Origin of the sequence: Massilia sp. UYP11 (assembly GCF_050434805.1) — a bacterium.
GTDB lineage: Bacteria > Pseudomonadota > Gammaproteobacteria > Burkholderiales > Burkholderiaceae_D > Telluria.
Genome location: NZ_JBNDJE010000001.1, coordinates 279,055 through 303,748 on the forward strand (window position 1 = coordinate 279,055; position 24,694 = coordinate 303,748).

20 protein-coding genes and 1 pseudogene are annotated in these 24,694 nt (G+C 61.3%); 13 read left to right on the forward strand and 8 right to left on the reverse strand.

Annotated features, from left to right (window positions below):
* Positions 1–54: 54 nt before the first annotated feature.
* Together ABIB38_RS01230 and ABIB38_RS01235 are read left to right on the forward strand one after the other, a co-directional pair.
* On the forward strand, positions 55–2,334 hold the full coding sequence (locus ABIB38_RS01230) for a PAS domain-containing hybrid sensor histidine kinase/response regulator (RefSeq protein ID WP_429201054.1): 2,280 nt from the start codon (positions 55–57) through the stop codon (positions 2,332–2,334).
* Between the two features lie 32 nt (positions 2,335–2,366).
* Positions 2,367–3,188: a response regulator gene (locus tag ABIB38_RS01235; protein WP_429201056.1), complete on the forward strand. Its 822-nt coding sequence runs from the start codon at positions 2,367–2,369 to the stop codon at positions 3,186–3,188.
* Positions 3,189–3,429: 241 nt separating this feature from the next.
* Here the strand turns inward: ABIB38_RS01235 and ABIB38_RS01240 are convergent, their stop codons facing one another.
* Positions 3,430–3,735, reverse strand: a complete 306-nt coding sequence (locus ABIB38_RS01240) for a PEP-CTERM sorting domain-containing protein (RefSeq protein WP_429201058.1) — start codon at positions 3,733–3,735, stop codon at positions 3,430–3,432.
* Positions 3,736–4,127: 392 nt separating this feature from the next.
* Here ABIB38_RS01240 and ABIB38_RS01245 point away from each other — a divergent pair, with 392 nt between their 5' ends.
* Both ABIB38_RS01245 and ABIB38_RS01250 read left to right on the forward strand, forming a co-directional pair.
* Complete coding sequence (locus tag ABIB38_RS01245) at positions 4,128–4,514, forward strand: response regulator (protein WP_429201060.1); 387 nt, start codon at positions 4,128–4,130, stop codon at positions 4,512–4,514.
* The gene (locus ABIB38_RS01250) at positions 4,511–5,689 is read left to right on the forward strand and encodes an ATP-binding protein (protein WP_429201062.1); all 1,179 of its coding nucleotides are present in this window, start codon (positions 4,511–4,513) and stop codon (positions 5,687–5,689) included. Before ABIB38_RS01245 ends, ABIB38_RS01250 begins: the two co-directional genes overlap by 4 nt.
* 193 nt (positions 5,690–5,882) lie before the next feature.
* Here the strand turns inward: ABIB38_RS01250 and ABIB38_RS01255 are convergent, their stop codons facing one another.
* Complete coding sequence (locus ABIB38_RS01255) at positions 5,883–7,001, reverse strand: ATP-binding protein (RefSeq protein ID WP_429201064.1); 1,119 nt, start codon at positions 6,999–7,001, stop codon at positions 5,883–5,885.
* 550 nt (positions 7,002–7,551) lie between these two features.
* On the opposite strand from ABIB38_RS01255, the pseudogene ABIB38_RS01260 reads away from it, so the two are divergent.
* Positions 7,552–7,873, forward strand: a pseudogene (locus ABIB38_RS01260) (IS30 family transposase); the annotation flags it as partial.
* A gap of 188 nt (positions 7,874–8,061) precedes the next feature.
* Here the strand turns inward: ABIB38_RS01260 and glmS are convergent.
* Positions 8,062–9,891 (reverse strand): glutamine--fructose-6-phosphate transaminase (isomerizing), encoded by a 1,830-nt coding sequence (gene glmS, locus ABIB38_RS01265; RefSeq protein ID WP_429201066.1) that lies wholly within the window; start codon positions 9,889–9,891, stop codon positions 8,062–8,064.
* A 159-nt stretch (positions 9,892–10,050) separates the two neighbouring features.
* On the opposite strand from glmS, the gene ABIB38_RS01270 reads away from it, so the two are divergent.
* The gene (locus ABIB38_RS01270) at positions 10,051–10,521 is read left to right on the forward strand and encodes an Lrp/AsnC family transcriptional regulator (RefSeq protein ID WP_429201068.1); all 471 of its coding nucleotides are present in this window, start codon (positions 10,051–10,053) and stop codon (positions 10,519–10,521) included.
* Between the two features lie 124 nt (positions 10,522–10,645).
* Here ABIB38_RS01270 and glmU read toward each other — a convergent pair whose 3' ends face one another.
* Entirely contained in the window at positions 10,646–12,022 is a 1,377-nt protein-coding gene (gene glmU, locus ABIB38_RS01275) for a bifunctional UDP-N-acetylglucosamine diphosphorylase/glucosamine-1-phosphate N-acetyltransferase GlmU (protein WP_429201069.1), read from the reverse strand.
* Positions 12,023–12,074: 52 nt separating this feature from the next.
* On the opposite strand from glmU, the gene ABIB38_RS01280 reads away from it, so the two are divergent.
* The 4 genes from ABIB38_RS01280 (at position 12,075) to ABIB38_RS01295 (ending at position 14,550) form a co-directional block, all read left to right on the forward strand.
* The gene (locus ABIB38_RS01280) at positions 12,075–12,941 is read left to right on the forward strand and encodes a DUF6279 family lipoprotein (RefSeq protein ID WP_429201071.1); all 867 of its coding nucleotides are present in this window, start codon (positions 12,075–12,077) and stop codon (positions 12,939–12,941) included.
* 53 nt (positions 12,942–12,994) lie between these two features.
* Complete coding sequence (gene rsmD / locus ABIB38_RS01285; protein WP_429201073.1) at positions 12,995–13,651, forward strand: 16S rRNA (guanine(966)-N(2))-methyltransferase RsmD; 657 nt, start codon at positions 12,995–12,997, stop codon at positions 13,649–13,651.
* 121 nt (positions 13,652–13,772) lie between these two features.
* The gene (gene coaD, locus ABIB38_RS01290) at positions 13,773–14,273 is read left to right on the forward strand and encodes a pantetheine-phosphate adenylyltransferase (protein ID WP_429201075.1); all 501 of its coding nucleotides are present in this window, start codon (positions 13,773–13,775) and stop codon (positions 14,271–14,273) included.
* Between the two features lie 16 nt (positions 14,274–14,289).
* Positions 14,290–14,550, forward strand: a complete 261-nt coding sequence (locus ABIB38_RS01295; RefSeq protein WP_071360959.1) for a YfhL family 4Fe-4S dicluster ferredoxin — start codon at positions 14,290–14,292, stop codon at positions 14,548–14,550.
* Between the two features lie 649 nt (positions 14,551–15,199).
* On the opposite strand, the gene ABIB38_RS01300 is transcribed toward ABIB38_RS01295, so the two are convergent.
* Positions 15,200–15,484, reverse strand: a complete 285-nt coding sequence (locus ABIB38_RS01300) for a hypothetical protein (protein WP_429201077.1) — start codon at positions 15,482–15,484, stop codon at positions 15,200–15,202.
* Between the two features lie 149 nt (positions 15,485–15,633).
* On the opposite strand from ABIB38_RS01300, the gene ABIB38_RS01305 reads away from it, so the two are divergent.
* Positions 15,634–16,587 carry a LysR family transcriptional regulator gene (locus ABIB38_RS01305; protein ID WP_429201078.1) on the forward strand — a complete coding sequence of 318 codons (954 nt, stop codon included), beginning with the start codon at positions 15,634–15,636 and terminating at the stop codon, positions 16,585–16,587.
* A gap of 99 nt (positions 16,588–16,686) precedes the next feature.
* Here the strand turns inward: ABIB38_RS01305 and ABIB38_RS01310 are convergent, their stop codons facing one another.
* Positions 16,687–17,142: an Lrp/AsnC ligand binding domain-containing protein gene (locus ABIB38_RS01310; protein ID WP_005664065.1), complete on the reverse strand. Its 456-nt coding sequence runs from the start codon at positions 17,140–17,142 to the stop codon at positions 16,687–16,689.
* Between the two features lie 212 nt (positions 17,143–17,354).
* Between ABIB38_RS01310 and putA the strand changes: the two genes are divergently transcribed.
* Together putA and ald are read left to right on the forward strand one after the other, a co-directional pair.
* Positions 17,355–21,002 carry a trifunctional transcriptional regulator/proline dehydrogenase/L-glutamate gamma-semialdehyde dehydrogenase gene (putA, locus tag ABIB38_RS01315; protein ID WP_429201080.1) on the forward strand — a complete coding sequence of 1,216 codons (3,648 nt, stop codon included), beginning with the start codon at positions 17,355–17,357 and terminating at the stop codon, positions 21,000–21,002.
* Between the two features lie 152 nt (positions 21,003–21,154).
* The gene (ald, locus tag ABIB38_RS01320; protein WP_429201081.1) at positions 21,155–22,270 is read left to right on the forward strand and encodes an alanine dehydrogenase; all 1,116 of its coding nucleotides are present in this window, start codon (positions 21,155–21,157) and stop codon (positions 22,268–22,270) included.
* On the opposite strand, the gene ABIB38_RS01325 is transcribed toward ald, so the two are convergent.
* Complete coding sequence (locus ABIB38_RS01325) at positions 22,240–23,034, reverse strand: 5'-methylthioadenosine/adenosylhomocysteine nucleosidase (protein WP_429201082.1); 795 nt, start codon at positions 23,032–23,034, stop codon at positions 22,240–22,242. The genes ald and ABIB38_RS01325 overlap by 31 nt on opposite strands.
* 290 nt (positions 23,035–23,324) lie before the next feature.
* Positions 23,325–23,558, reverse strand: coding sequence for a hypothetical protein (locus ABIB38_RS01330; protein WP_429201083.1), 234 nt, complete (start codon positions 23,556–23,558; stop codon positions 23,325–23,327).
* Positions 23,559–24,694: the final 1,136 nt, after the last annotated feature.

Sequence of the window (24,694 nt, forward strand, 5' to 3'; positions counted from 1 at the left end):
GCCACCACCTGCCGGACTTGACCTGCGCTCATGAGCCGGACACCGGATTGCACTATGCAACACATCAAACATTTTTTTGGCAAACGCCTGATGACGATTGGTTTCGCCACGACACTCGTCGCATTATTGCTGACTACAGCCATCGCGCTCGAGCAATTAAGCGGGGGCACGGCGGCGACACGTATCCAACTGATCATTGCACTGCTGCTATGTTTCCTCGGAGGCTTGCTGGTGCTGGCAAAGCGCCAGTCCCGCTTGCAACGCGCAACGCAGGCGAAGTTGCTCTCGGCTCCCTTGCTGAAAGCAGGCGCCCTGCAGGACGCCATTTTCAACAGCGCAAACTTTTCGAGTATCGCCACCGATGCCGACGGCGTCATCCAGATCTTCAACGTGGGCGCGCAACGCATGCTTGGCTACGCGCCCGAGGATGTGGTGAACAAACTGACGCCGGCAAGCATATCGGATGCGCAGGAGTTGATCGAGCGCTCGGCATTGCTCAGTAGTGAGTTCGGTACCGTGATCCGTCCCGGTTTTGACGCGCTCGTCTACAAAGCGTTGCGGGGCATCGAAGACAGTTACGAGCTTACCTATATCCGCGCGGACGGCTCGCGCTTCCAGGCGCTCATGTCGGTTACTGCCCTGCGTGGTGCCGAGGACAAGATCATTGGTTTTCTGCTGATCGGAACCGACAATACGGCCCGTAAGCAAGTCGAGGCCGAACAGGCCCTGCTCGACCAGCGCCTGCGCGACCAGCATTTCTATACGCGCTCGCTCATCGAATCGAATATCGATCCGCTGATCACGACGGACTTGCGCGGCATGATCAGCGACGTCAACCACCAGATGGAAATGCTGACCGGCCGCACCCGGGATGAGCTGATCGGCGCACCTTTCACCGGCTGTTTCACCGAGCCGCAGCGTGCCGCGGAGGCGATCACCCGGGTCCTTCAGGAAAGCAAAGTCACCAATTATGAATTGACCGCGCTGGCGCGCGACGGCACCAAGACGGTGGTGTCGTTCAACGCAACCACCTTCCACGACCGGGACCGCAATTTGAAGGGAGTGTTTGCCGCGGCGCGCGACGTCACCGAGCGCAAGCACTTCGAGGACGCCCTGCAAGAGACCAACGTCGCGTTGCAGCTTGCCAGGGAAGCGGCCGAAAAAGCCAACCGCGCGAAATCCGAATTCTTGTCGAGCATGAGCCACGAACTGCGTACCCCACTCAATGCGGTGCTCGGCTTTGCCCAGCTGATGGCCTCGGAAGTGCCGCCCCCTAGCCCGCGCCAGCAGCGTTCGATCGACCAGATACTGAAGGGAGGCTGGTACCTGCTGCGCCTCATTAACGAGATTCTCGACCTTTCCATGATCGAGGCAGGCAAGGTGACGATGTCGCAGGAATCGATGTCGATCAACGATGTGCTGCAGGACTGCAAGGGAATGATCGAACCGCAGGCAACGAAGCGCGGCATCGCCATGACCTTCCCCGAGCTCGACAACGTCTTCTACGTACATGCCGATCGCACCCGGATCAAGCAGGTGATGATCAATCTATTGTCGAATGCGATCAAATACAACGGTGCCGGTGGCACGGTGATCGTCGAGTGCGCCAAGCGTAGCGACGGCCGTGTACGCATCAGCGTGAAGGACACCGGCGCCGGTTTGCCTGCGGATCAGCTGGCACAGTTGTTCCAGCCCTTCAACCGCTTGGGCCAGCACGACAGTGTCGAAGAAGGTACAGGCATCGGCCTGGTCGTGACCAAGCAGCTGGTCGAGCTGATGGGCGGCCAGATCGGTGTCGAAAGCGTGGTCGGCACGGGAACGGTGTTCTGGGTTGAGTTTGCGGCATCGACCCCACCTGTCCTGGCACTCGACAACATCGACGAGATGTCGCTCGAGCGCCGGCAGGCCGCGGCGCTCGAGTCCGGCGACCAGCCGACGCTCTTGTATGTAGAGGACAACCCCGCCAATCTCGCCCTGGTCGAGCAGCTGATCGCGCGCCGCGGCGACTTGAAGCTGCTCACCGCGATCGACGGCCATCTCGGCATTGAATTGGCGCGCGCTTACCTGCCGGACGTGATCCTGATGGACATCAACCTGCCCGGCATCAGTGGTTATGGCGCACTCAAATGCCTGCGCGACGACCCCGCCACCGCGCACATCCCGGTCCTGGCACTGTCGGCGAATGCCGTTCCCCGGGACATCGAGAAGGGACTGGAAGCCGGTTTCTTCCGTTACCTTACCAAGCCGATCCGCGTTCACGAATTCATGGATGCGCTCGACGTAGCCTTGCTGCATTCAGCCAGCCTGGTTCAGCCGGCCGAACACGGCCAATAACGACATGTCGATGCAAATTCTGAGGAAGTGCCATGCTTGAATCCGCCGAAATCCTGAACGCGAGCATCCTGATCGTCGATGACCAGGAAGCGAACGTGATGCTACTCGAGCAAATGTTGCTCAATGAGGGCTATCAAAACATCACCACCACCCAATCGCCTCATGCAGTCTACGGACTGCACAAACAACACCGCTTCGACCTGATCCTGCTCGACCTGCAGATGCCGGAGATGGATGGTTTCGAGGTGATCGAAGAACTCAAGAAGATCGAGCAGGGCAGCTATCTGCCCGTGCTGGTCATCACCGCCCAGCCGGCCCATAAACTGCGTGCCCTGAAGGCGGGGGCGAAAGACTTTGTCAGCAAGCCTTTCGATTTCGTCGAGGTTCAGACGCGCATCCACAATATGCTGGAGGTACGCCTTCTATATCGCAAGCTGGATGACCACAACCGTCTGCTCGAACAGACCGTATGCGAGCGTACCGCCGAGTTGCGCGAAAGCGAAGCACGTTTCCAGCGTTTCACGGAACTCTCATCGGACTGGTATTGGGAACAGGACGCGACCGGCAGACTGACGCAATTCTCCGGCCCGGTCGAGGAAGTCCTCGGTCTCGGCGCCAGCACAAGCACCGAAGAACTGGCGGCAGCAGGCTGGAATATGCTGGAGCGGGCAACGCTTGAGGAAAAAATCGCCAACCGCCAGCCCTTCCTCGATTTTATTTACAGCAGGACCTTGCCGAACGCGCGCGTCCAGTATCTCCAGGTCAGCGGTGAGCCGATGTTTGACGCCGCCAGCGCGTTTTCCGGCTACCGGGGGATAGGACTGGACGTCAGCGAACGCATGCAACGGGCCTGAGGCGGCTTCACATCCGCGCAATTCCTCTTTTTCCGGGCGTCGTGGCGAAGTGTTGCCACCGTACTGAGAACCTATCCCGGTAGGTGGGAGGAAGTTCATGTCGATGCCTGGAGGGGCGTGAGCAAGGCGCGAGGAGGCAGCATGGCATGGGGTGCCATGCTACACAGCACCTGCCTGCCAGGCGCTCTCGGCCCGACGCTCACCTACCGGGATAGGTTCTCAGGCCCATCTCAGCCAGGCTTCAGCTGGTTTCGCGGGCAATGCTGGCACGCCGGGCCGGGCGTCGCATGGCCAGCGTGCATAGCCCAAGCGCGAACAGTGCCCGCGTAGCCGGTTCCGGAACATCACCGGACGGCCAATACCGGCGGAAAGTACTCAGTGTTCGGTTCCGAACGGAACTCGGCCTAACGGCAGAGCACAATCGGTCCACTCTTCGATCACGCCCCGCCTGCGCTCCACCCGACCAAGGCATCTGCGCGCACCGATAGTCTCCCGCCACGCAGGACTTGTGCACGATGCCGTCGAGCCGTTCCGCCCAAAGCGCCATACTGCCCCACCTAAGGATTCACCATGAAATATGCCCTGATCTTGCTCGCCTTCGCTGCGAGCGTTGTCCTGTCCGCTTGCCTGCCGGAGGACACGCCACCGATTGTGCAAGTGATTGCCGGTCCTGCCGGCGCCTCTGGCGCTACCGGTGCAACGGGCGCCCGGGCAGTAGCGGGCGCCACGGGCGACGATGGCGCAAAGGGCGACGCAGGACGGCCTGGGGACACGGTCGCTGTCCTTCCGCAGCGCCAAGCACGGAATTGCGACCATGCCGCATAAGAACGGACAGTCGATGCGCACCGTTAAACGTGCGCTCATCTGATGGCTTTTTGCAGGACAGCGCCAAATGCGCGCCTTGGGAAACAAGGGCATTCGGCGCACAAGGAGATAACAATGATTCTAATCGCAGATGATGATTCCGATTTCGCCGAGAACTGCTCGATGGTGCTGGAGTCCCATGGCTATGACGTTAGCGTCGTACTCAGTGGAACGGACGCCCTCGCACAAATTTCGCATCAACAACCGGACCTGCTCATCTCCGATTGTTGCATGCCTGGTATCGGCGGGCCGGAGCTGAGTGAACAATTAAAAGCCAGGCCACTCACTCAACAGTTTCCGGTCTTGTTGATGAGCGGTTCCTTGCGATGCGAGGTTGCCCCCGGAAACAGTTATGACGCTTTCCTGCGCAAGCCATTCCTGGCCGAGGACTTGTTGCTTGCGGTGAGAAAACTGCTGCAGGACAGCGCCGGAGCCGCTTACCGCTGTGAAGGACACCAATGAAATTATCCAGCTTTATTCTGGCCCACCTAGAAAACATACTGCAGGAGTGGGAGGATTTCGCCTCGACGCTGGAACCACTCGTTAATGCCAACAAAAAAGAATTAAGGGATCATGCGGTCGCCGTCCTGAAAGTGATTGCAGCCGACTTGGATACCCCGCAGGGTGAACACGAGAGTATTGCCAAGTCCAAGGGACTCGGACCGCAATCGAACGACGATACCGCCGCCGAGATCCACGCGGCCGACCGCGTGGCGGCCGGCTTCACCGGTGAGCAGGTCATGGCTGAATACCGGGCGCTTCGCTCGAGTGTGCTGCGCCTGTGGGCGTCTCAGGTTGACGTAACGACCGCTGGCGACATACAGGACATGGTTCGCTTCAACGAGGCGATCGACCAGGCCCAGACAGAATCGATGTCCCGCTATGCAAAAATGCTGCGCGAAGCCCAGCACCTCTTTCTGGCCATTCTCGGCCATGACGTTCGAACGCCGCTCGGTGCAATCAGCATGGGCGCCCAGGTGCTGCTTCAAGACCAGACCTTGCCGTCGAAAGCGCTGAAGGTGGGTCTCAGAATCTTTAACAGTTCGAAAAGAATGGATGCGATTGTACGGGACCTGCTTGATTTCTCGACGTCGCACCTGGGCGACGGCATACCGGTGGACCCTTACACCGTCGACCTTGCAGAGATATGTCATGCTGTAGTCGAAGAAGCCAGGACCTTCCATCCGGACCGTAAAATCGACCTCGTCATTGAAGGTGATTTGACAGGGGCCTGGGACGGCGCAAGGGTGGCCCAGGTATTTTCCAACCTGATTTCAAACGCCATCCAGCACGGCAAGCCAGAGAGCCTGATCAAGGTATCGATGCGGGGGCTTCCGGGCGAAGTGATATATGAAGTGCGAAACGAGGCCGAGTTGATTCCGCCGGCGAAGCTGCGGACACTGTTTGATCCTGTAAAACGTTTTGCAATACGTCCTGCAAGCGAGCGTGTTGCGTCAAGGACGCAAAACCTGGGCTTGGGCCTCTACGTCGTCAAGCAGATCGTCACTGCACACGAGGGGAAGGTTTCCGTGAGCTCCAGCGAGGATGACGGCGTCGTTTTTTCTGCGCGCCTGCCCAGGGTGATACCCCATCGCCGGAATGACGACCAGCAGTCCGACCTGGCGCAGCAGATGTAAGACGACATACTTGCCTACTGCACGATCACATTGAGATACTGCTCGCCACCGGCGCCTTTGTGGCGCGATCGGCGCTACCGTGGCGATTCATTGAGATATCGGTAACGTGCTTGCGTGCCCAGGGGGCCAGCCTTGATAGACAGAACGTGCCGTCGAAACCGCCACCGTCGATATCGGCCAGAACCGCGCACCCCTAGTTTGCTTGTGGTGACAATAGCGGAAGCAACACGGTAAACCTGCTGCCCATGTTCGTACCTGCACTTTCAACATGAACGGTTCCGCCATGAAGCTCTACCAGACTTTTCACGATTGGCAAGCCCATCCCTATACCGGAAGCCTTGCGGTCTCCGGACGCCTGGCCCTGGGAATACATATCGAACAGCGTCGCCATCAGTCCAGCCGACATGCCCTGGCCATCGTCGCACACCTGCAGTTTGACTGACTCCTTCTCGATCTCGATCGAGAGGCGAATCCCGGAATGCGCGGGGGAGTACCGTGAGGCATTTCCGACAAGATTCCCCAGCACTTGCGCCAATCTCACCCGGTCGCCACGGATCCGAGCAGGTTTGTCCGCAATGTGCTTCTGCAGCGTCTGATTTTTCTTGGCCAGTGCCGGACCAAGCTGCTCAACGAGGTCGCCGACACTGTCACGCAGATCGAACTCCTCGAATTTCATCGTGACCTGTCCCCGCGTGATCCGCGACACATCGAGCAAATCTTCGGCCAAGCGGCTCATATGGCCGACCTGACGCTGAATCAGTTCACTCACCTGCGCGACCTGTGGTGTGCTGGCGTGAAACTTTTCAAGCACTTTCGCTGCCATGGCCAGAGCGGAAAGCGGATTACGCAGTTCGTGAGAGAGTGCTGCCAGGAAGGCATCTTTCTGTTCATTCGCCTCTTCCAGCGCTTTCTTGGTACGCACCAGCTCCGTGACATCACGCGACACAACGAGCAATTCACTCACGCCGGAGGTTGGGCCCGCGACAGGGGTGACCACCACGTCCCACCATTTCGGTGTACGTTTCGCGGTTGGACAAAACGCCAGAAACTGGGTACGCCGGCCTTCGCGTCCTTCAACGACCGCCTGGTCGACACGCGCCTGCTCGCTGCCAGGCCAGAGACCAGGCCAGTAGGCGCCGTCGAGCTGGTTCAGGGTATCGAGTTCGAGGGCGACCTGGCCGCCAGTGCTCAACCGTTTGACGGTCCCGTCGAGTTTCAGGATTTTGATGCAGTCGGGGCTGCTTGCGAAGAGCTCTTTGCTAACTGAAGCAGGCAGTTCGTCGGAGTGACGCAAATCAGAAGAAGGAGGCATACAGAGAACAAATTCTGAGGATTGAGTCGTAGACAGACACATAGAAGCAGCCATCGACTATCGACCACGAAAACGCGTGCCTTGTCCTCCAATTATGACAGATATCTACGCCATATCATTTTTATAGCTTTAAGAATCAATACATAGACAATTTCACCACAGTTCGGATTTCACGGATTGCGTCATCAGGTACCAGCACTTTCTTGTCCCGGCACCGGGAAAGGACAGCTTCGGCTGTCAAGCGCCATCCAATATGGCGGTTTCGCGATTCGTCCGAGGCCCCACGTGCTCCATCCTTCGACACCGTCATGCGTGGTCCACGTTACGCCAGTATTGGCAAATCGATAAATGGTCGGACGTCGACCGGAATATCAATAATGAAAGCCGTTCCGCGTTCAAGACTACTGTCGACGGCGATGCTACCCGAATGGCTTTCCGCCACCGCGTTCACGTAGGCAGGCCGATTTCCCATCCCTGCCTGATGCCGTTATTGGCAACATCTGCTCGTTGATAAATCGCGAAAATGGCGTCCCTGTTCTTTTGGCGGAATCGGGCTCTATTCCGGCGCGGCGCATTGAAAAAGGAAGTGTTTCAGCAGTTGCGACGTACCCGGAATATGCGGCGGTCGCGTCATCACACGCAAAAGACAGGTAACCATTTACTGCCACCGTCTCGATCAACGAGCGTCCTGCTACTGTCGACGATCGCGCGAAACCTGAGCATTGGGAACAGTCAGAGTGCTACGCTCGTCGAGCGCCAGACCCCGTTATGTGATGCTGGTGAAGGCAGGCGGCAAAGACACCGGGGCGGTGGTCAATGCACTCATCATGAATGCGCGAAAGCTTCCTCAGGAGCTCTATAAATCACTGACATAGGATCGAGGCAATGTATTGCGAGCACTGATGGAATGCGCAGCCGATAGCGGACGGTCGGTATAGTTCAGTGCACGGCGTTGTTGCTACCCCCGGGAGCCAGCCGACTATGGCTGTTGTGGCAGACTTTATTGTTGGTGGCGCACTTTCTTAGTGCGCCACACAAATGCAACTTGCCCCGCCTGCCTTTACTCGACCGTCACCGACTTCGCCAGATTACGCGGCTTGTCCACGTCGGTCCCACGCGCCAGCGCCGTGTGATACGCCAGCAGCTGCAGCGCCGCCACGTGCAGGATCGGCGACAGCAGGCCGTAGTGTTCCGGCAGGCGGATCACATGCAGCCCGTCGCCCGAGGTGATGCGCGAATCGACGTCGGCAAACACGTACAGCTGGCCGCCGCGCGCGCGCACTTCCTGCATGTTCGATTTCAGCTTTTCCAGCAGCGCATCGTTCGGCGCGATCGTTACCACCGGCATCTCTTCGGTCACCAGCGCCAGCGGGCCGTGCTTGAGTTCGCCGGCCGGGTAGGCTTCGGCGTGGATGTACGAGATTTCCTTGAGCTTCAGCGCGCCTTCCAGGGCGATCGGGTAGTGGATGCCGCGGCCCAGGAACAGGGCGTTCTCCTTGCGCGCGAATTCCTCGGCCCAGGCGATGATCTGCGGCTCGAGCGCCAGTACCGACGACAGCGCGACCGGCAGGTGACGCATCATCTTGAGGTGCTCGGCTTCCTCGGCATCGGTCAGGCGGCCGTTTACTTGCGCCAGGGTCAGCGTCAGCAGGAACAGCGCGGCCAGCTGGGTCGTGAACGCCTTGGTCGAGGCCACGCCGACTTCGACGCCGGCGCGGGTGATGTAGGCGAGCTGGCACTCGCGCACCATGGCGCTGGTCGAGACGTTGCAGATGGTCAGCGTGTGGTGCATGCCGAGGCTGCGTGCGTGCTTGAGCGCGGCCAGGGTGTCGGCCGTCTCGCCGCTCTGCGAGATGGTCACCACCAGGGTGTCCGGGTGCGGCACGCTGTCGCGGTAGCGGTATTCGCTGGCGATCTCGACGTTCACCGGCACCTTGGCCACCGATTCGATCCAGTACTTGGCGGTCAGACCCGCGTAATAGCTGGTGCCGCAGGCCAGGATCAGCACGCGGTCGACCTTCTTGAACACGGCGAAGGCGCCGTCGCCGAACAGTTCCGGCATCACGCCGGTCACGCCCTCGAGGGTGTCGCCGATCACGCGCGGCTGCTCGAAGATCTCTTTCTGCATGTAGTGACGGTAGGGGCCGAGCTCGGCCGCGCCGGTGTGGGCGTGCACGGTTTTCACGTCGCGCTCGACCGGGCGGCCATCGACGTCGACGATCCAGTAGCGCGCCAGTTGCAGGTCGACCACGTCGCCTTCTTCGAGATAGATGATCTGGTCGGTGGTGCCGGCCAGCGCCATCGCGTCGGAGGCGACGAAATTCTCCTCCTTGCCCACGCCGACGATCAGCGGCGAACCCTGGCGCGCGGCGATCACGCGGTGCGGTTCCTCGCGGCAGAACACGGCGATGGCGTAGGCGCCGTGCAGGCGCTTGACGGCCTGCTGCACGGTCTCGAACAGGTCGCCCGTGTACAGGTGGTCGACCAGGTGGGCGATGACTTCGGTGTCGGTCTGGCTCGTGAACTTGTAGCCCAGGCCCGTGAGTTCGGCACGCAGCTCGTCGTGGTTCTCGATGATGCCGTTGTGGACAAGGGCGATGCGCGCATTGTCTTCGGTGGGCGAGAAGTGCGGGTGGGCATTGTGCGAGGCCGGGGCGCCGTGCGTGGCCCAGCGCGTGTGGGCGATGCCGGTGAAGCCGTCGAGGCGTGCTTCCTTGACTTGCGATTCGAGGTCGGCCACGCGCGAGGTGGAGCGCGAGCGGGTCAGGCGGCCATCGAGGTGGACGGCCACGCCGCAGGAGTCATAACCCCGGTACTCAAGGCGTTTGAGGCCTTCGATCAGGATGGGGGTGATATTGCGTTTGGCGACTGCTCCGACGATACCGCACATGGCTAACCTCTCATTGAAAACTGTTGAGTATTATCGTAGAGCAATCTGTGTGAAATAAGCTTACAGTGCGCGCCTATTTTTGTTAGATTATTTCATGCATCAGGCAGAAAGAAATAATGTTTCATATTATTTATTAAATTTACCGAATATTTCACGCCAATGACCGCGCCACCCGCTCTCGACGATCTAGATCGTCGCATTCTGAATATTTTGCAAACTGACGCATCGCATACGAACGCTGAACTGGCGGCGCTGGTGCATGTGTCGCCACCCACTTGCCTGCGCCGGGTGAAGCAGCTGACCGACAGCGGCGTCATCGAGCGCCAGGTGGCGATCGTGGCGCCCGACAAGGTGGGCAGCCGCCTGTCCGCCATCGTCGAGATCACGCTCGACGTGCAGGCCGCCGAGCGCATGCAGGAATTCGAGCATCTGGCCGCCAGGGAAGCGGCCGTGCTGCAGTGCTACCGGGTGTCGCCAGGACCCGATTTCGTGCTGGTCGTGCAGGTCGCCGACATGCCGGCCTACCATGCGCTGGCGCACCGGCTGTTCACGGCGCACGCCAACGTGCGCAACGTGAAAGCCTATTTTTCGACCCACCGCAGCAAGTTCGACACCCGGATCGCCGTCTAGATCAGGGGCCGCGGCCTGTGGATAATATTGTGGAGAACCAAGTGGATGGACAGGGGGTAACCACGGTAAAACCTTGTGTTTATCTTGTTCCTTTCCTGTGATTATCCTGTCGACAGCCGGTGGATTACTTCTTCACTTTCACCGGGCGCTTCCATCCTTCGATGGTCATTTGCTTGGGCCGCGAGATGGTCAGCTTGCCGGCCGGCGCATCCTTGGTGAGCGTGGTGCCGGCGCCAATGGTGGCGCCCTTGCCGATCGTCACCGGCGCCACCAGCTGGCTGTCGCTGCCCACGAACACCTCGTCCTCGATCACGGTACGGAACTTGTTGGCCCCGTCGTAGTTGCAGGTAATGACGCCGGCGCCGATGTTTACGCGCGAGCCCACTGTGGCGTCGCCGATATAGGCCAGGTGGTTGGCCTTGCTGTGCGCCGCCACGGTGCTGTTCTTGACCTCGACAAAGTTACCCACATGGACGTCCTCGCCCAGCTCGGTGCCCGGGCGCAGGCGCGCATACGGTCCGATCTGCGAAGCCGCGCCGATGACGGCGTCTTCGATATGGCAGAACGGCTTGATGTTGGCGCCGGCGCCGACCGTGGCGCCGACCAGCACGCAGTTGGCGCCGACCTTCACGCCGTCGGCCAGTTCAACCCTGCCTTCGAACACGCAACCGACGTCGATCACGACATCGCGGCCGCAAATCAGTTCGCCGCGCACATCGATGCGCGCCGGATCCATCAAGGTCACGCCTTGTTCCAGCAGCGCATGGGCGATATTCAGTTGGTGACGACGCTCGAGCTCGGCCAACTGCACCTTGCTGTTGACGCCAGCCACTTCCCATTCGCCCGACGGTTGCGCCGACACGACCTGCACGCCGTCCGCCACGGCCTGGGCCACGATATCGGTGAGGTAGTACTCGCCCTGGGCATTGTTGTTGGACAGCGCCGCCAGCCACTTCTTGAGGTGGCGGGTCGGGACCGCCATGATGCCGCTATTGATTTCGCGGATCGCGCGCTCGGCCTCGCTGGCATCCTTTTCTTCGACGATGCGCACGATATGGCCGTTCTCGCGCACGATGCGGCCCAGGCCGAAGGGGTTGGCCTGTTCGACGGTCAGGATGCCCAGCTTGTCGCTACCTGCGGCCTCGACCAGGCGGCGCAGCGTGTCCGCCGTGGTCAGCGGCACGTCACCGTACAGCACCAGGGTGGCGGCGCCATCGTCCAGTTGCGGCACGGCCTGCATCACCGCGTGGCCGGTGCCCAGCTGCGGCTGCTGCAGGGCGGTATCGATCGTGGCGCCGGTTTCCTGGGCCAGTACGGACACCATCTCGGGCACCGCTGCGCCGCCGTGACCGTAAATCACACATAATTTATGCGGACTCAGGCTACGTGCAGTATCGATGACGTGGCGCAATAACGGCTTACCAGCCAATGGATGCAGGACTTTCGGCAGGGCGGACTGCATGCGCTTACCCATGCCGGCGGCGAGGATCACTACGTTCATAAGCCGTTCTCAAAAAGTTGAAAATATGAAAAATTCTAGCATGCGAGATACCTTGTTCCGACGCACCCTTGCACTATTCGCGATCGCCCTGATGGCGCTGGCGGCCGGTTGCAGCACCATTCGCTTCTCGTACAACCAGGGCGACACCTTACTGTACTGGTGGATGAATTCCTATGTCGACCTCGAAGGACAACAGGCCGACATCGCCAAGCGCGACATCAATGGATTGTTCCAATGGCATCGCCAGACCCAGTTGCGCGACTATGCTGCCTTATTAGGCAGTTTCCAGCAAAAACTGGCTGGCAACCCGAGCCAGGCCGACCTGCTCCAGGCCTACCGCGAGATCCGCGTGCGCGGCGAGCGCCTGTCCCAGCGCGCCGTGCCGGAACTGACGACGCTGGCGATGTCGATCACGCCCGCGCAAATTGCCAATATCGACGAGAAATTCAAGGACAAGAACGAAGACTACCGCCGCAAGTTCATCAACGGCAGCGCCGACAAGCGCCAGCGCGCGCGCTTCAAGAAATCGATGGAGCAAATGGAACTGTGGTTCGGCCGTTTCAGCAGCGAGCAGGAAGCCGCCCTGCGCCGCGCTTCCGACCTGCGCCCGCTCGACCACCAGCAATGGCTGGAGGAGCGCCAGTACCGCCAGCGCCGCATCCTCGCGCTGCTGCAAGAGGTGCAGCAGAAAAAGCTCAACCGCGAGCAGACCACGGCCAAGGTGCAAGGCCTGATGCGCGAGTTGTTCACGCGCATGGAGTCGCCCGAGCGCAAGGCCTTCTATGACGCCAGCATCGACTACACGACGAAATATATCCTGACCGCGATCAAACTGGCGACGCCACAGCAAAAGGCCCATGCGCAGCAGCGCATGCAGGGCTGGATCAATGATTTCGAGGCGCTGGCGGCAGGCAAATAAGCAGTACAGGGCGGCCGCCGCGGGTCGTAAACCTGCATGCTATAGTGCCGCCCATGCAAAGAAAGTCCATCAAATCAAGGCCCCAGGCCGCCAAACCCCACGCCGCGCCGCGCATGGCCCAGCACCAGGTGCGCATCATCGGCGGCGCCTGGAAACGCACCCTGCTGCCGGTGGTCGACGCCCTCGGCCTGCGTCCCACCCCGGACCGCGTGCGCGAAACCGTGTTCAACTGGATCAACCACCAGCTCGGCGGCGACTGGGACCAGGCCAGCGTTCTCGACCTGTACGCGGGTTCCGGCGTGCTCGGCTTCGAGGCCGCCAGCCGCGGCGCGGCGAAGGTGACCATGGTCGACAACCATAGCCCGGCCGTGCGCCAGCTCGAAGCCAACCGCGACAAGCTCAAGGCCGACAACGTCACCATCCTGCGCGCCGATGCCCTGAGCCTGGCGCGTGACCTGGCCACCCGCGGCCAGCGCTACGACGTGATCTTCCTCGACCCGCCTTATCAACAGGAATTGCTGGCCACGACCCTGCCGCTGTGCGCGGCGCTGCTGCTGGAAGGCGGCATGGTGTATGCAGAAGCCGAGGCGCCGTTGCCGACCGAAGGCGACGACGTTCCCGACTGGCTGGACGGATGGGAAGTGGTGCGCGCCGATAAGGCGGGGATGGTCTATTATCATTTGCTCAAGCTGCAGGAAAAGGCGGCTTGAGTCTCGCAAAGGCCTGGAAACCGCACAACCATTGGGCAAACCGTGCCCCGGCCTGGGGCGGATGCCATGTTTTCAGGCATAATGCGCCTTCCAATAGGGTGTTCATTTTCAGGGAGCCGCAATGGTTGTAGCCGTTTATCCAGGTACGTTCGATCCGCTGACCCGCGGCCACGAGGATTTGGTACGCCGCGCATCCGGGCTGTTCGACCGACTGGTGGTCGGCGTCGCCGACAGCCGCAACAAACGTCCGTTCTTCACGCTCGAAGAACGCCTGGAAATCGCCAATGAGGTGCTTGGCCATTACCCGAATGTGCAGGTCGAGAGCTTCTCGGGCCTGCTCAAGGACTTCGTGCGCAAGCACGACGCCCGCGTGATCGTGCGTGGCCTGCGCGCGGTATCCGATTTCGAATACGAGTTCCAGATGGCGGGCATGAACCGCTACCTGCTGCCCGACGTCGAAACCATGTTCCTGACCCCGTCCGACCAGTACCAGTTCATTTCGGGCACCATCGTGCGCGAGATCGCCATGCTGGGCGGCGACGTGTCCAAATTTGTTTTCCCCTCGGTCGACCGCTGGCTGCAGCAGAAAATCGCCAGCATGGCGCAAGCGCCGAAGGCCTGACTCTCCAGGACGTATCATGGCTTTATTGATTACCGACGACTGCATCAACTGCGACGTCTGCGAACCTGAATGCCCCAACGATGCCATTTCGATGGGCGAAGAGTATTACCAGATCGATCCGCACAAGTGCACCGAGTGCGTCGGCCATTTCGATGAACCGCAGTGCGTGCAACTGTGCCCGGTTGCCTGCATTCCGCTCAATCCGGAATGGCGCGAATCGCGCGAAGAACTCCTCATCAAGTACGAGCGCCTGACGGCCGACAAGGCCACGGCCTGATCCCCTCCCAAAGCCGGCAACTCTGCCGGCTTTTTTATTTCCCGCCCGAGTTTTTCTGACCGCATACCGGCTCAACCGGCATGCGGCGTTCGCACGTCCGTGAACATCCTTTTCCTCTTCCAGCACTTTCGCTCGTCCTGAAAGTTACTGCCGGTCACGCTCCACCAACGCTTTTTCGCGCTTGTTGGTCTGCTGCTTTCGCTAGGACGGCACGATACCCTAAGTATTTTTTTATGATCGTTAGAATGTGAACTTTGTTTAACGCCCACCATGTGTCAACCATCATGGGAAGATATAACGCTAAACCATCGACATCTTCTCAAAAGATTGCCGGAAATTATAGCAAGGCATTGTTCTGCTATCCTCTCGCAAAATTGTTCTAAGCTACAGTTAAATATGCACATCAGTACGATAAGTTGGCGTATCCTGCCTGTCTTTATAAATCTCTTGTTTAACTCTTTGTGAATTTTGTTAAATTCAATGGCCGAGAAAAGTTGGGTGACGCAAAGTCACCGGGCGTGAAGCGACATCCGGGCGTTATTCGGGAGAGAGAAAGGGAGTTCACCGCCGTCACTGCGTGCGGAGAGCAGGGACGAAAAAAAACGCGGTGTCCGTTGCCGGAGACCGCGTCAGGGGAAGTCGGTAATCATCAGTGGCGGATGCCCATCGCGCGCACTTCGGCGGCGTCCACCGGATCCAGGCTGGTCAGCTTGCGCTTGAGCGCCAGCGCGTCGTCCAGCGCCAGGCGGGCGGCCAGCTCGGCCTTGCTGCGGCGCGGACGCACGGTCAGGTACAGGGCACGGCCGATGCCCACCAGCAGAGGGCGGAAGAACAGGACAACCCCAGCCAGCAAGGCAAGAAATACGGTGGTGCTGAATACCTGGCCGTAAGATACGGCGGCGGCGGCTTGGACTAGGGTGGCGGTGGAAGACATGATAGGCTCGTTCTGTTATTGATGAGAACTATAGTGCGTCGCAACATATAAATCTAATTTTGTTCCCTGATGGCGCTTATATTGTTTGTGAATGATTTGGAGTACACTACTCGTACACCTGCCTTCACAACAGTTTTCTCCAGAATCCCATGAGCTTTCTGACGCTTGACCTGAATCTGCTGCGCGTATTCGACGCGGTGATGACCGAGCAAAACCTGACCCGCGCCGCCGGCCACCTGGCGATGACCCAGCCCGCGGTGTCGAATGCGATCAAGCGACTACGAGAAAGCCTGGGCGACGAGCTTTTGATCCGCACCGCCTATGGCGTCAAGCCGACCCCGCGCGCCGAAGCCCTGTGGCCGGCCGTGCGCCAGGCCCTGGCGGCGCTGGAAGCGGCGGTGATGCCCGAGACCTTCGACGTCTCCAAGGCCCAGGCGACCTTCCGCATGGCGATGGCCGACGCCACCGCCGCGCTGTGGCTGCCATCCCTGATGCGCTCGATCGAAAGCGAGGCGCCGGGCGTGAACATCCGCATGGTGCCGCTGACCACGCGCGAACCGCGTCCGATGTTATTGCGCGGAGACATCGACCTGGCGGTCGGCTTCTTCCCCGGCGTCGCGGCCCAGCTGTCGTACGAAACCGGCTCACCAATCCGCCACGAGCGCCTGTACTCCGGCGTCTATGTGTGCGTGATGCGCAAGGACCATCCGCTGGCCAAGGAAAAGCTCGATCTCGACACCTATTGCAAGGCCAATCACTTGCTGGTGAGCTTCTCCGGCCGTGCCCATGGCCTGGTCGACGAGGCGCTGGCCCAGGTCGGCCGCGAACGCCGCATCCTCTTGACAGTGAACCAGTTCTTCACGGCGGGCAGGGTGGTGGCGAACTCGGACCTGATCACCGTGCTGCCAAAGCACTTACTGGTGTCGACCGGCATGACCGATCTGCTGATCTGGAAAGAACTGCCGTTCCAGCTGCCGGCGGTCCACCTCGACATGCTGTGGCACGAACGCGACGGCCGCAGCCCGGCCCACCGCTGGTTGCGCAAGAACCTGGAAGGGTCGGCGGAAAGCGCCACCAAAGCCGGCATCCGCAAGATCGTCTGACAACGCCAGCTACAGTATCTGTACCGGTGAATTGTTTCACGTGAAACAAAACGGCCAGGCAAATGCCTGGCCGTTTTACATTGCCACACTGCCTGATGATCAGCGGATCGGCAGCTTGGTCGTATTCTTGACTTCTTCCATCACCGCATACGTGTGCGTCTCGCGCACGCCCTTTTGCAGCAGCGTCTTGCCCAGGAATTCGCGGTAGGCCGCCATGTCCTTCACGCGCGCCTTGACCAGATAGTCGAAGCCGCCGGCCACCATATGACATTCCAGCACCTCGGGAATCATCTGCACGCTCTGCTTGAACGCATCGAAGACCTCGGGCGTGGTGCGGTCGAGCACGACCTCGATGAAGACCAGCAGCGACACGTCGAGCAGTTGCGGATTGAGCTGGGCCGTGTAGCCCATGATGTAACCCGATTCATGCAGCTTGCGCACGCGCTCGAGGCAGGCAGCCGGCGACAGGTTGACCCGCGCCGCCAGCTCCACATTGCTGATGCGGCCATCATTCTGCAGCTCGGCGAGGATCTTCTTGCTGATCTTGTCCAACATCGGGAGTCTCCCGTTAATTTTATTCGGTCAGATTGTCGCATCAAAAACTATCTATTGCTAGTCTGGATTAAAAACAGAATAAATCCAGAAGAAATCCTTCTACAATCGAATCATTTCCACCGACGTTCAAACCGCGCCGACCACCATCCGTGGGACGGCGCTTTTGCTGTGCGGTGCCCTCCGTTGTGACATTTTCTTTTGACTAGATAGCCATGCAGATCGCTGCTTCCCCGGCCTCCACCTTCGTTCCCTTCGACGCCCTCCACGCTGAAATCAGGGGCGTGCAGTCGCCCCTGCGCGCCGCCATCACCGCCGCCTACCGCCGCGATGAAGCCGAGGCCGTGCAGTGGTTGCTGGCCCAGGGCGCCACGCCCGGCGCCGACGCCCAGCCGCTGGCGCATCGCCTGGTGTCGAGCGTGCGCGAAAAGCGCACCCGCGCCTCGGGCGTCGACGCGCTGATGCACGAATTCTCGCTGTCGTCGGAAGAAGGCGTGGCCCTGATGTGCCTGGCCGAAGCGCTGCTGCGCATCCCGGACAGCGAAACCGCCGACCGCCTGATCGCCGACAAGATCAGCCGTGGCGACTGGCGCAAGCACCTGGGCGAATCGCCGTCGCTGTTCGTCAATGCCGCGACCTGGGGCCTGCTCATCACCGGCAAGCTGGTCTCGACCAATAGCGAGCAGGGTCTCGGTTCGGCGCTCACGCGCATGATCGCGAAGGGCGGCGAACCGCTGATCCGCAAGGGCGTCGACATGGCGATGCGCATGCTGGGCAACCAGTTCGTCACCGGCCAGACCATCGACGAGGCGCTGACGAACAGCCGCGACAACGAAACGCGCGGCTATCGCTATTCGTACGACATGCTGGGCGAGGCGGCGCTGACCGAAAGCGACGCGAAGAACTACTACGCCGCGTACGAAGCCGCCATCCACGCGATCGGCAAGGCCTCCAATGGCCGCGGCATCAAGGAAGGCCCGGGCATTTCGATCAAGCTGTCGGCGCTGCATCCGCGCTACAGCCGCGCGCAATACGCGCGCGTGATGGGCGAGCTGCTGCCGCGCGTGCGCAGCCTGGTCCTGCTGGCCAAGCGCTACGACATCGGCATCAACATCGACGCCGAGGAAGCCGACCGTCTCGAGATCTCGCTCGACATGCTTGAGGCGCTGGCTTTCGACCCCGAGCTGGCCGGCTTCGAAGGCATCGGCCTGGTGGTTCAGGCTTACCAGAAGCGCTGCCCGTTCGTGATCGACTATCTGGTCGACCTGGCCAGGCGCAGCAGCCGCAAGTTCATGGTGCGCCTGGTGAAGGGCGCCTACTGGGACGCCGAGATCAAGCGCGCCCAGGTCGACGGCATGCCCGGCTATCCGGTCTATACGCGCAAGGTCTACACCGACGTGTCCTATCTCACCTGCGCGCGCAAGCTCCTGGCGGCGGCCGACGTGCTGTATCCGCAATTTGCCACCCACAACGCCCACACGCTGTCGGTGATCTACACCTGGGCCAGGCAAGACAACGTCAGCAACTACGAGTTCCAGTGCCTGCACGGCATGGGCGAGACGCTGTACGACCAGGTCGTGGGCAGCAAGAACCTGGGCAAGGCATGCCGCATCTATGCGCCGGTCGGCTCGCACGAAACCCTGCTGGCCTACCTGGTGCGCCGCCTGCTGGAAAACGGCGCCAACTCTTCGTTCGTGAACCAGATCGTCGACGAGAACGTGGCGATCGAGACGCTGCTCACCGATCCGTTCGACGTCGCGCGCGCCAGCGGCGGCAAGCCCCATCCGGCGATCGCGCTGCCGCTCGACCTGTTCGGCGCCGAGCGCAAGAATTCGGCGGGCATCGACCTGGTCAACGAAGACGTGCTGGCCAGGCTCGCCACTGGCCTCGCCCAGCAGCGCGAGTACCTCGCCGGCCCGCTGATCGCCGGCTCGAGCGACGCCGGCGCGCCCGCCAACGTGGTCAACCCCGCGGTGTCGAGCGATATCGTCGGCCAGGTGAGCGAAGCGTCGCGCAGCGACGTCGAAACCGCCCTGGGCGCCGCCAGCGCCTTCGCCGGCGAATGGGCCGCCACCGCCACCCATGAACGCGCCGCCATCCTCGATCGCACCGCCGATCTGTTCGAGCAGCACGGCGTCGAGCTGATGGCCCTGGCGGTGCGCGAAGCCGGTAAATCGCTGCCGAACGCGATCGCCGAACTGCGCGAAGCGGTCGACTTCCTGCGCTACTACGCGGTGCAGATCCGTGGTTCGGCCAAGGCCGAAGCGCTCGGTCCGGTCAGCTGCATCAGCCCCTGGAACTTCCCGCTGGCGATCTTCACCGGCCAGGTGGCGGCTGCCCTCGCGGCCGGCAACGTGGTGCTGGCCAAGCCGGCCGAGCAGACCCCGTTGATCGCCTACCGCGCGGTGCAACTGTTCCTCGAGGCGGGCACCCCGCGCGCCGCGCTGCAGCTGCTGCCGGGCCGCGGCGAAGTGGTCGGCGCCGCCCTGACGGCGGACGGCCGCATCAAGGGCGTGATCTTCACCGGTTCGACCGAGGTCGCCCAGCTGATCAACCGCACCCTGGCCAAGCGCGCCGAGAAGGAAGGCATCGACATCCCGCTGGTGGCCGAAACCGGCGGCCAGAACGCGCTGATCGTCGACTCTTCGGCGCTGCCGGAGCAGGTGGTGCAGGACGTCCTCTCCTCGGCGTTCGACTCGGCCGGCCAGCGCTGCTCGGCGCTGCGCGTGCTGTTCCTGCAGGAAGACATCGCCGACAAGACCATCAAGATGCTCGAGGGCGCGATGCAGGAGCTGCGCGTGGGCAGCCCGGACCGCCTGGCGACCGACATCGGCCCGGTGATCGACGCCGAGGCCCAGCGCAACCTGCTGGCCCACATCGAGCGCACCAAAGCCACCGCGCGCAGCCACTTCGCGCTCGCGCTGCCGGCGTCGGTGCTTGGTGCCGGCACCTTCGTGCCGCCGACCGTGCTCGAAATCGGGTCGCTGGCCGAACTCAAGCAGGAAGTCTTCGGCCCGGTGCTGCACATCGTGCGCTACCGCCGCGCCGAGCTGCCCTCGGTGATCGATGCGATCAACGCCACCGGCTATGGCCTGACCCTGGGCGTGCATTCGCGCATCGATGAAACCATCGACACCATCGTCAGCCGCGCCCACGTCGGCAATATCTACGTCAACCGCAACATCGTCGGCGCGGTGGTCGGCGTGCAGCCGTTCGGCGGCGAAGGCAAGTCGGGCACCGGTCCCAAGGCCGGCGGCCCGCTCTACCTGAAACGCCTGCAGCGCGGCGCGGCGCCCCTGATGGAGCACGTGCGCCAGCCTGACGCGGCATTGGCAGCCCTGATCGGCTGGCTGCGCGCCAATGGCCAGCAGCCGGTGGCCGCGCTGGCCGAACGTTACGCGCGCACCTCGCTCAATGGCGTGTCGATGGACCTGCCCGGCCCGACCGGCGAAAGCAACCGCCTGTCGTTCACGCCGCGCGGCGCCGTGCTGTGCGCGCCCGCCACCTCGGCGGGCCTGCTCAATCAGCTGGCGGCGGCGCTGGCCACCGGCAACCGCGCGCTGGTGCTGGCGCCGACGCCGGACGCGATTCCAGCCAACCTGCCGGCGGCGGTGAAGGAACGCGTGCGCTTCGTGGGCAAGGAAGAAATCGACGCGGCCGACGTCGCGATCGCGCTGGTCGAAACGGGCCTGGCCGGCCTGCTGCGCACCCAGCTGGCGGCGCGGCCGGGCGCGATCGTGGGCATCGTCGACACCGACGCCCTGGTTCCGGTGGACCTGTGGCGCCTGGTCGCCGAGCGCGCGGTCTGCGTCAACACGACGGCGGCTGGCGGCAACGCAAGCCTGATGACCCTGGGCCTGTAAGAATCGTCATCATGTGGGTGGGCGGTTTTTCCGCCCATGCATCCAACGGTAGGGTCGGCGGCTTCGCCGCCGACGCGTTCAACGAACAGAAAATCAGCACGAGAATCAGCAGGAGAACCACCAGCAAGAACCACCCACAACAGGAGACAACCATGCTTGTAGGCGTTCCGAAGGAAATCAAGAACCACGAATACCGGGTAGGCCTCACGCCCGCATCGGTGCACGAACTGGTGGCGCGCGGCCATCAGGTGATCGTCCAGCAAGGCGCGGGCCGTGACATCGGCCTCGACGACGCGCACTACACCGCGGCCGGCGCCGCCATCGCCGACAGCGCCAGTGAAGTCTTCGCGCGCGCCGACATGATCGTCAAGGTCAAGGAACCGCAGCCGGCCGAATGCGCGATGCTGCGCGAAGGCCAGATACTCTATACCTACCTCCACCTGGCTCCGGATCCGGAGCAAACCGCAGCCCTGGTCAAGTCGGGCGCCGTCTGCATTGCCTATGAAACGATCACCGGCCCGGGCGGCGGCTTGCCCCTGCTGGCGCCGATGAGCGAAGTCGCGGGACGCATGTCGATCCAGGCCGGCGCCGCCCATCTCGAGAAATCGCGGGGCGGCATGGGCCTGCTGCTGGGCGGCGTGCCTGGCGTGGCGGCCGGCCACGTCGTCATCATCGGCGCCGGCGTCGTCGGCGCCAATGCGCTGCAGATGGCGGTCGGCACGGGCGCGCGCGTCACGGTGCTCGACAAGAACGTCGACCGGCTGCGCCAGCTCGACCTGGTGTTCGGCAACCGCATCTCGACCCTGTATTCGAACACCCATGCGCTCGAGGAAGCGGTCCTTGGCGCCGACCTGGTGATCGGCGGCGTGCTGGTGCCGGGCGCCGCGGCGCCGAAGCTGGTCACGCGCGACATGGTGGCGCGCATGAAGAAGGGCGCGGTGGTCGTCGACGTGGCGATCGACCAGGGCGGCTGTTTCGAGACCTCGCGCCCGACGACGCACGCCGATCCGACCTTCCTGGTCGATGGCGTGGTCCACTACTGCGTCGCGAACATGCCGGGCGCCGTGGCGCGCACCTCGACGTTCGCCCTGAACAACGCCACCATCGGCCATGCCCTGGCGCTGGCGAACAAGGGCTGGCGGCGCGCGCTGGCGGACGACGTCCATCTGCGCCATGGCCTGAACGTCTGCCAGGGCAAGGTGACCTTCGAGGCCGTCGCCCAGGCGCTCGGCTACGACTACATCCCGGCCGAGTCGCTCCTGGGCTGAAGCGGCGCTTCCACGAACTGCCGGCAAAGGCGCCGGGTGATGTGGAAAGCATATTGCGCGGCCACCGACTTCACGAAGCGCATGAAGTCGTGGGCCGCGTTTTCATTGGCATCGTCCGATACCGCGCGGATGACGGCGAACGGCACGTCCAGTTCGTGACACACCTGAGCCACCGCGGCGCCTTCCATTTCCACCGCCACCAGCCCGGGCAGGGCGCTGTTCAACGCATCGATGCGCAGGCGGTCATTGACGAACTGGTCGCCGCTGGCAATCAGGCCGCGATGCACGCGCGGCTGCACCAGGCCGAACGCCTGTCGCTCGGTCTCGGAGATCGTCTGCAGGAAGTCGCATTCCAGGAAGGCATGGGCGGCGCCCGACAGTCGCAACGACAGCTGCTGATCTGGCTGGAAATGCGTCCGGCCCGTGAGCGGCACCTCGAAGCGCGGGAACAGGGGGCTCGCGTCCATGTCGTGCTGGACCAGCGATTCGGCCACCACGATGTCGCCGACACGGATCGTCTTGTCCCCGGCGCCGGCCACGCCCGTGAAGAGGATGTGCGTAACTCCGAACTTTTCCACAAGCGTTGTCGCCGTCATGGCAGCGGCAACCTTGCCAATACGCGATAAAACGCACACAGCGTCGATTTCCCACAGTCGCCCGACCCAGAACGCGCGCTCGCCGTGGATGAGCTTGGCGGGCCCTTCCATGGCTTCCACGAGCCCTGCCTGTTCTTCGTGCAAGGCGCTGATGATCCCTAGACGCATGTTTTCTTGATAAGTAGATGGGGAGAGACGTTGTGCAGCTTACAGGCCATTCAGATCGGCAACTGTGCATAAGGGACGGATTGTACACAGCTTCCATCGCTTTCAGTCCTTCAATTGCAACGATATTGGTTCTTGCTGGACGAGGTGAATGGCCTGTCCTGGAAGACGCTTTTTTTTGCCTGCGCTGTGTTTGCTTATTTAATTAAGAGATATGTATACAAGGTTGATAGTAGTAGGTAAACGTGACGTTCTCTGTGGATAAGACAGGTTTACTCCACAGTATCAACGGTTTACGGCGTCGTATACAGGATGGACAAGGCTTGCGTGTGGCTTGCACGGTTTTGGGACAACAAATCGGCAATCGCAAATATGGCCTGTTCTGCACATCTGATGCTGTGGATATGCAGCGGCTTTTCCACAGCCCGGATCCTGTTTTTACGGTTCTGCAGGCTTGGCGGTGGTCTTGCTGCCTGGACTGCGGCGGCAGGCACCGGTGCGTTCACGGTGACCAGGTGCGCGTGCATACCGATTTTTTTGCATGCATTGGGTCGCGTGCGGCAACGAGGGGCGGCTGGAAGCGCTGAAGGCGCGACTTTTCTATATTGTTGTATCTAAAGGCTTGTATACAAAATGATAGTAGTAGTAAACGCACGCCTCTCTGTGGATAAGAACAATTCTTTCCACAACATCAGTGGTTTACGGTCGAGTAAAGCGGTGGGAAAACACTTGTGCTGGCGCTGTAGGAAAGTTGGATAGAAATTGCTTGTCTGCATAAGACAGGGGTTTCTGCACATTCCATCCTGTGGATATGCCTGCGGTTTTCCACAGCGGCCAGATGATTGAAGACGGTTGTCAGTCTGCGAGCTGCGCGCGGAGCGCACTGTCGAGATGGCTGGCAGCGTCGGTAGGCAGAATCGCTCTTCGCGGATTTACCACGATCGGGCAAAATTTTTTTTTAAAAAAGCTCGTCAGGTTTACAACCAAGATCTGTATACAAGAATGATAGTAGTAGTTAACGGTGGCAGGTCTCTGTGGATAAGCCGATTAATGATCGATAAATCAGGGGTGTAGATCAAGGATAAGCCCGTGCACTGGTGAGAAAACTGCTTGGTGGCAAATCTGGACAAGATTTTTGCCTGTGCAAAAAAGAGGAGTTTTGCACAAACGATACCTGTGGATATCAAGTAGCTTATCCACAGATGGGCTCTGGACAGGCGTTTACGTTCTGGTAAGCTGCTTCACATCGAGTCGGGCATCGAACCGTGCATCGACAGAGATGCGGCGAAACGAGGCACGTCGTATCGCTGTCCCAGGGTCACTGGCTCGAGACATGCATGACATCACTGCCGGTGTGGGCCCGGCAGCCGTGTTCCTCCATGGCGTTCCGGAATGCCGATGCGGTTTGGTGTGAGATCTCTGCCCTGGCCGCGGTGGGTGGTTCGCGTCGCCGCTCCCGACCTGCGCGGCACCGGCGAGACCGGGATGCCGCACGACGTCAGCGCTGGCGCCGTCAACTGCGTGCTCGCTTGTGTACTGCAGCGCCTGGATGCGCAGTCCCAGCCGCCTCGCCATTGAGCGCAATTCATTGGGCGTGCGTTCGAAGGCAGCGGTTTCGCCGGTATGACTCGCGCCGGAAAAGAGCTCGAGCGGCAAGGGCTGA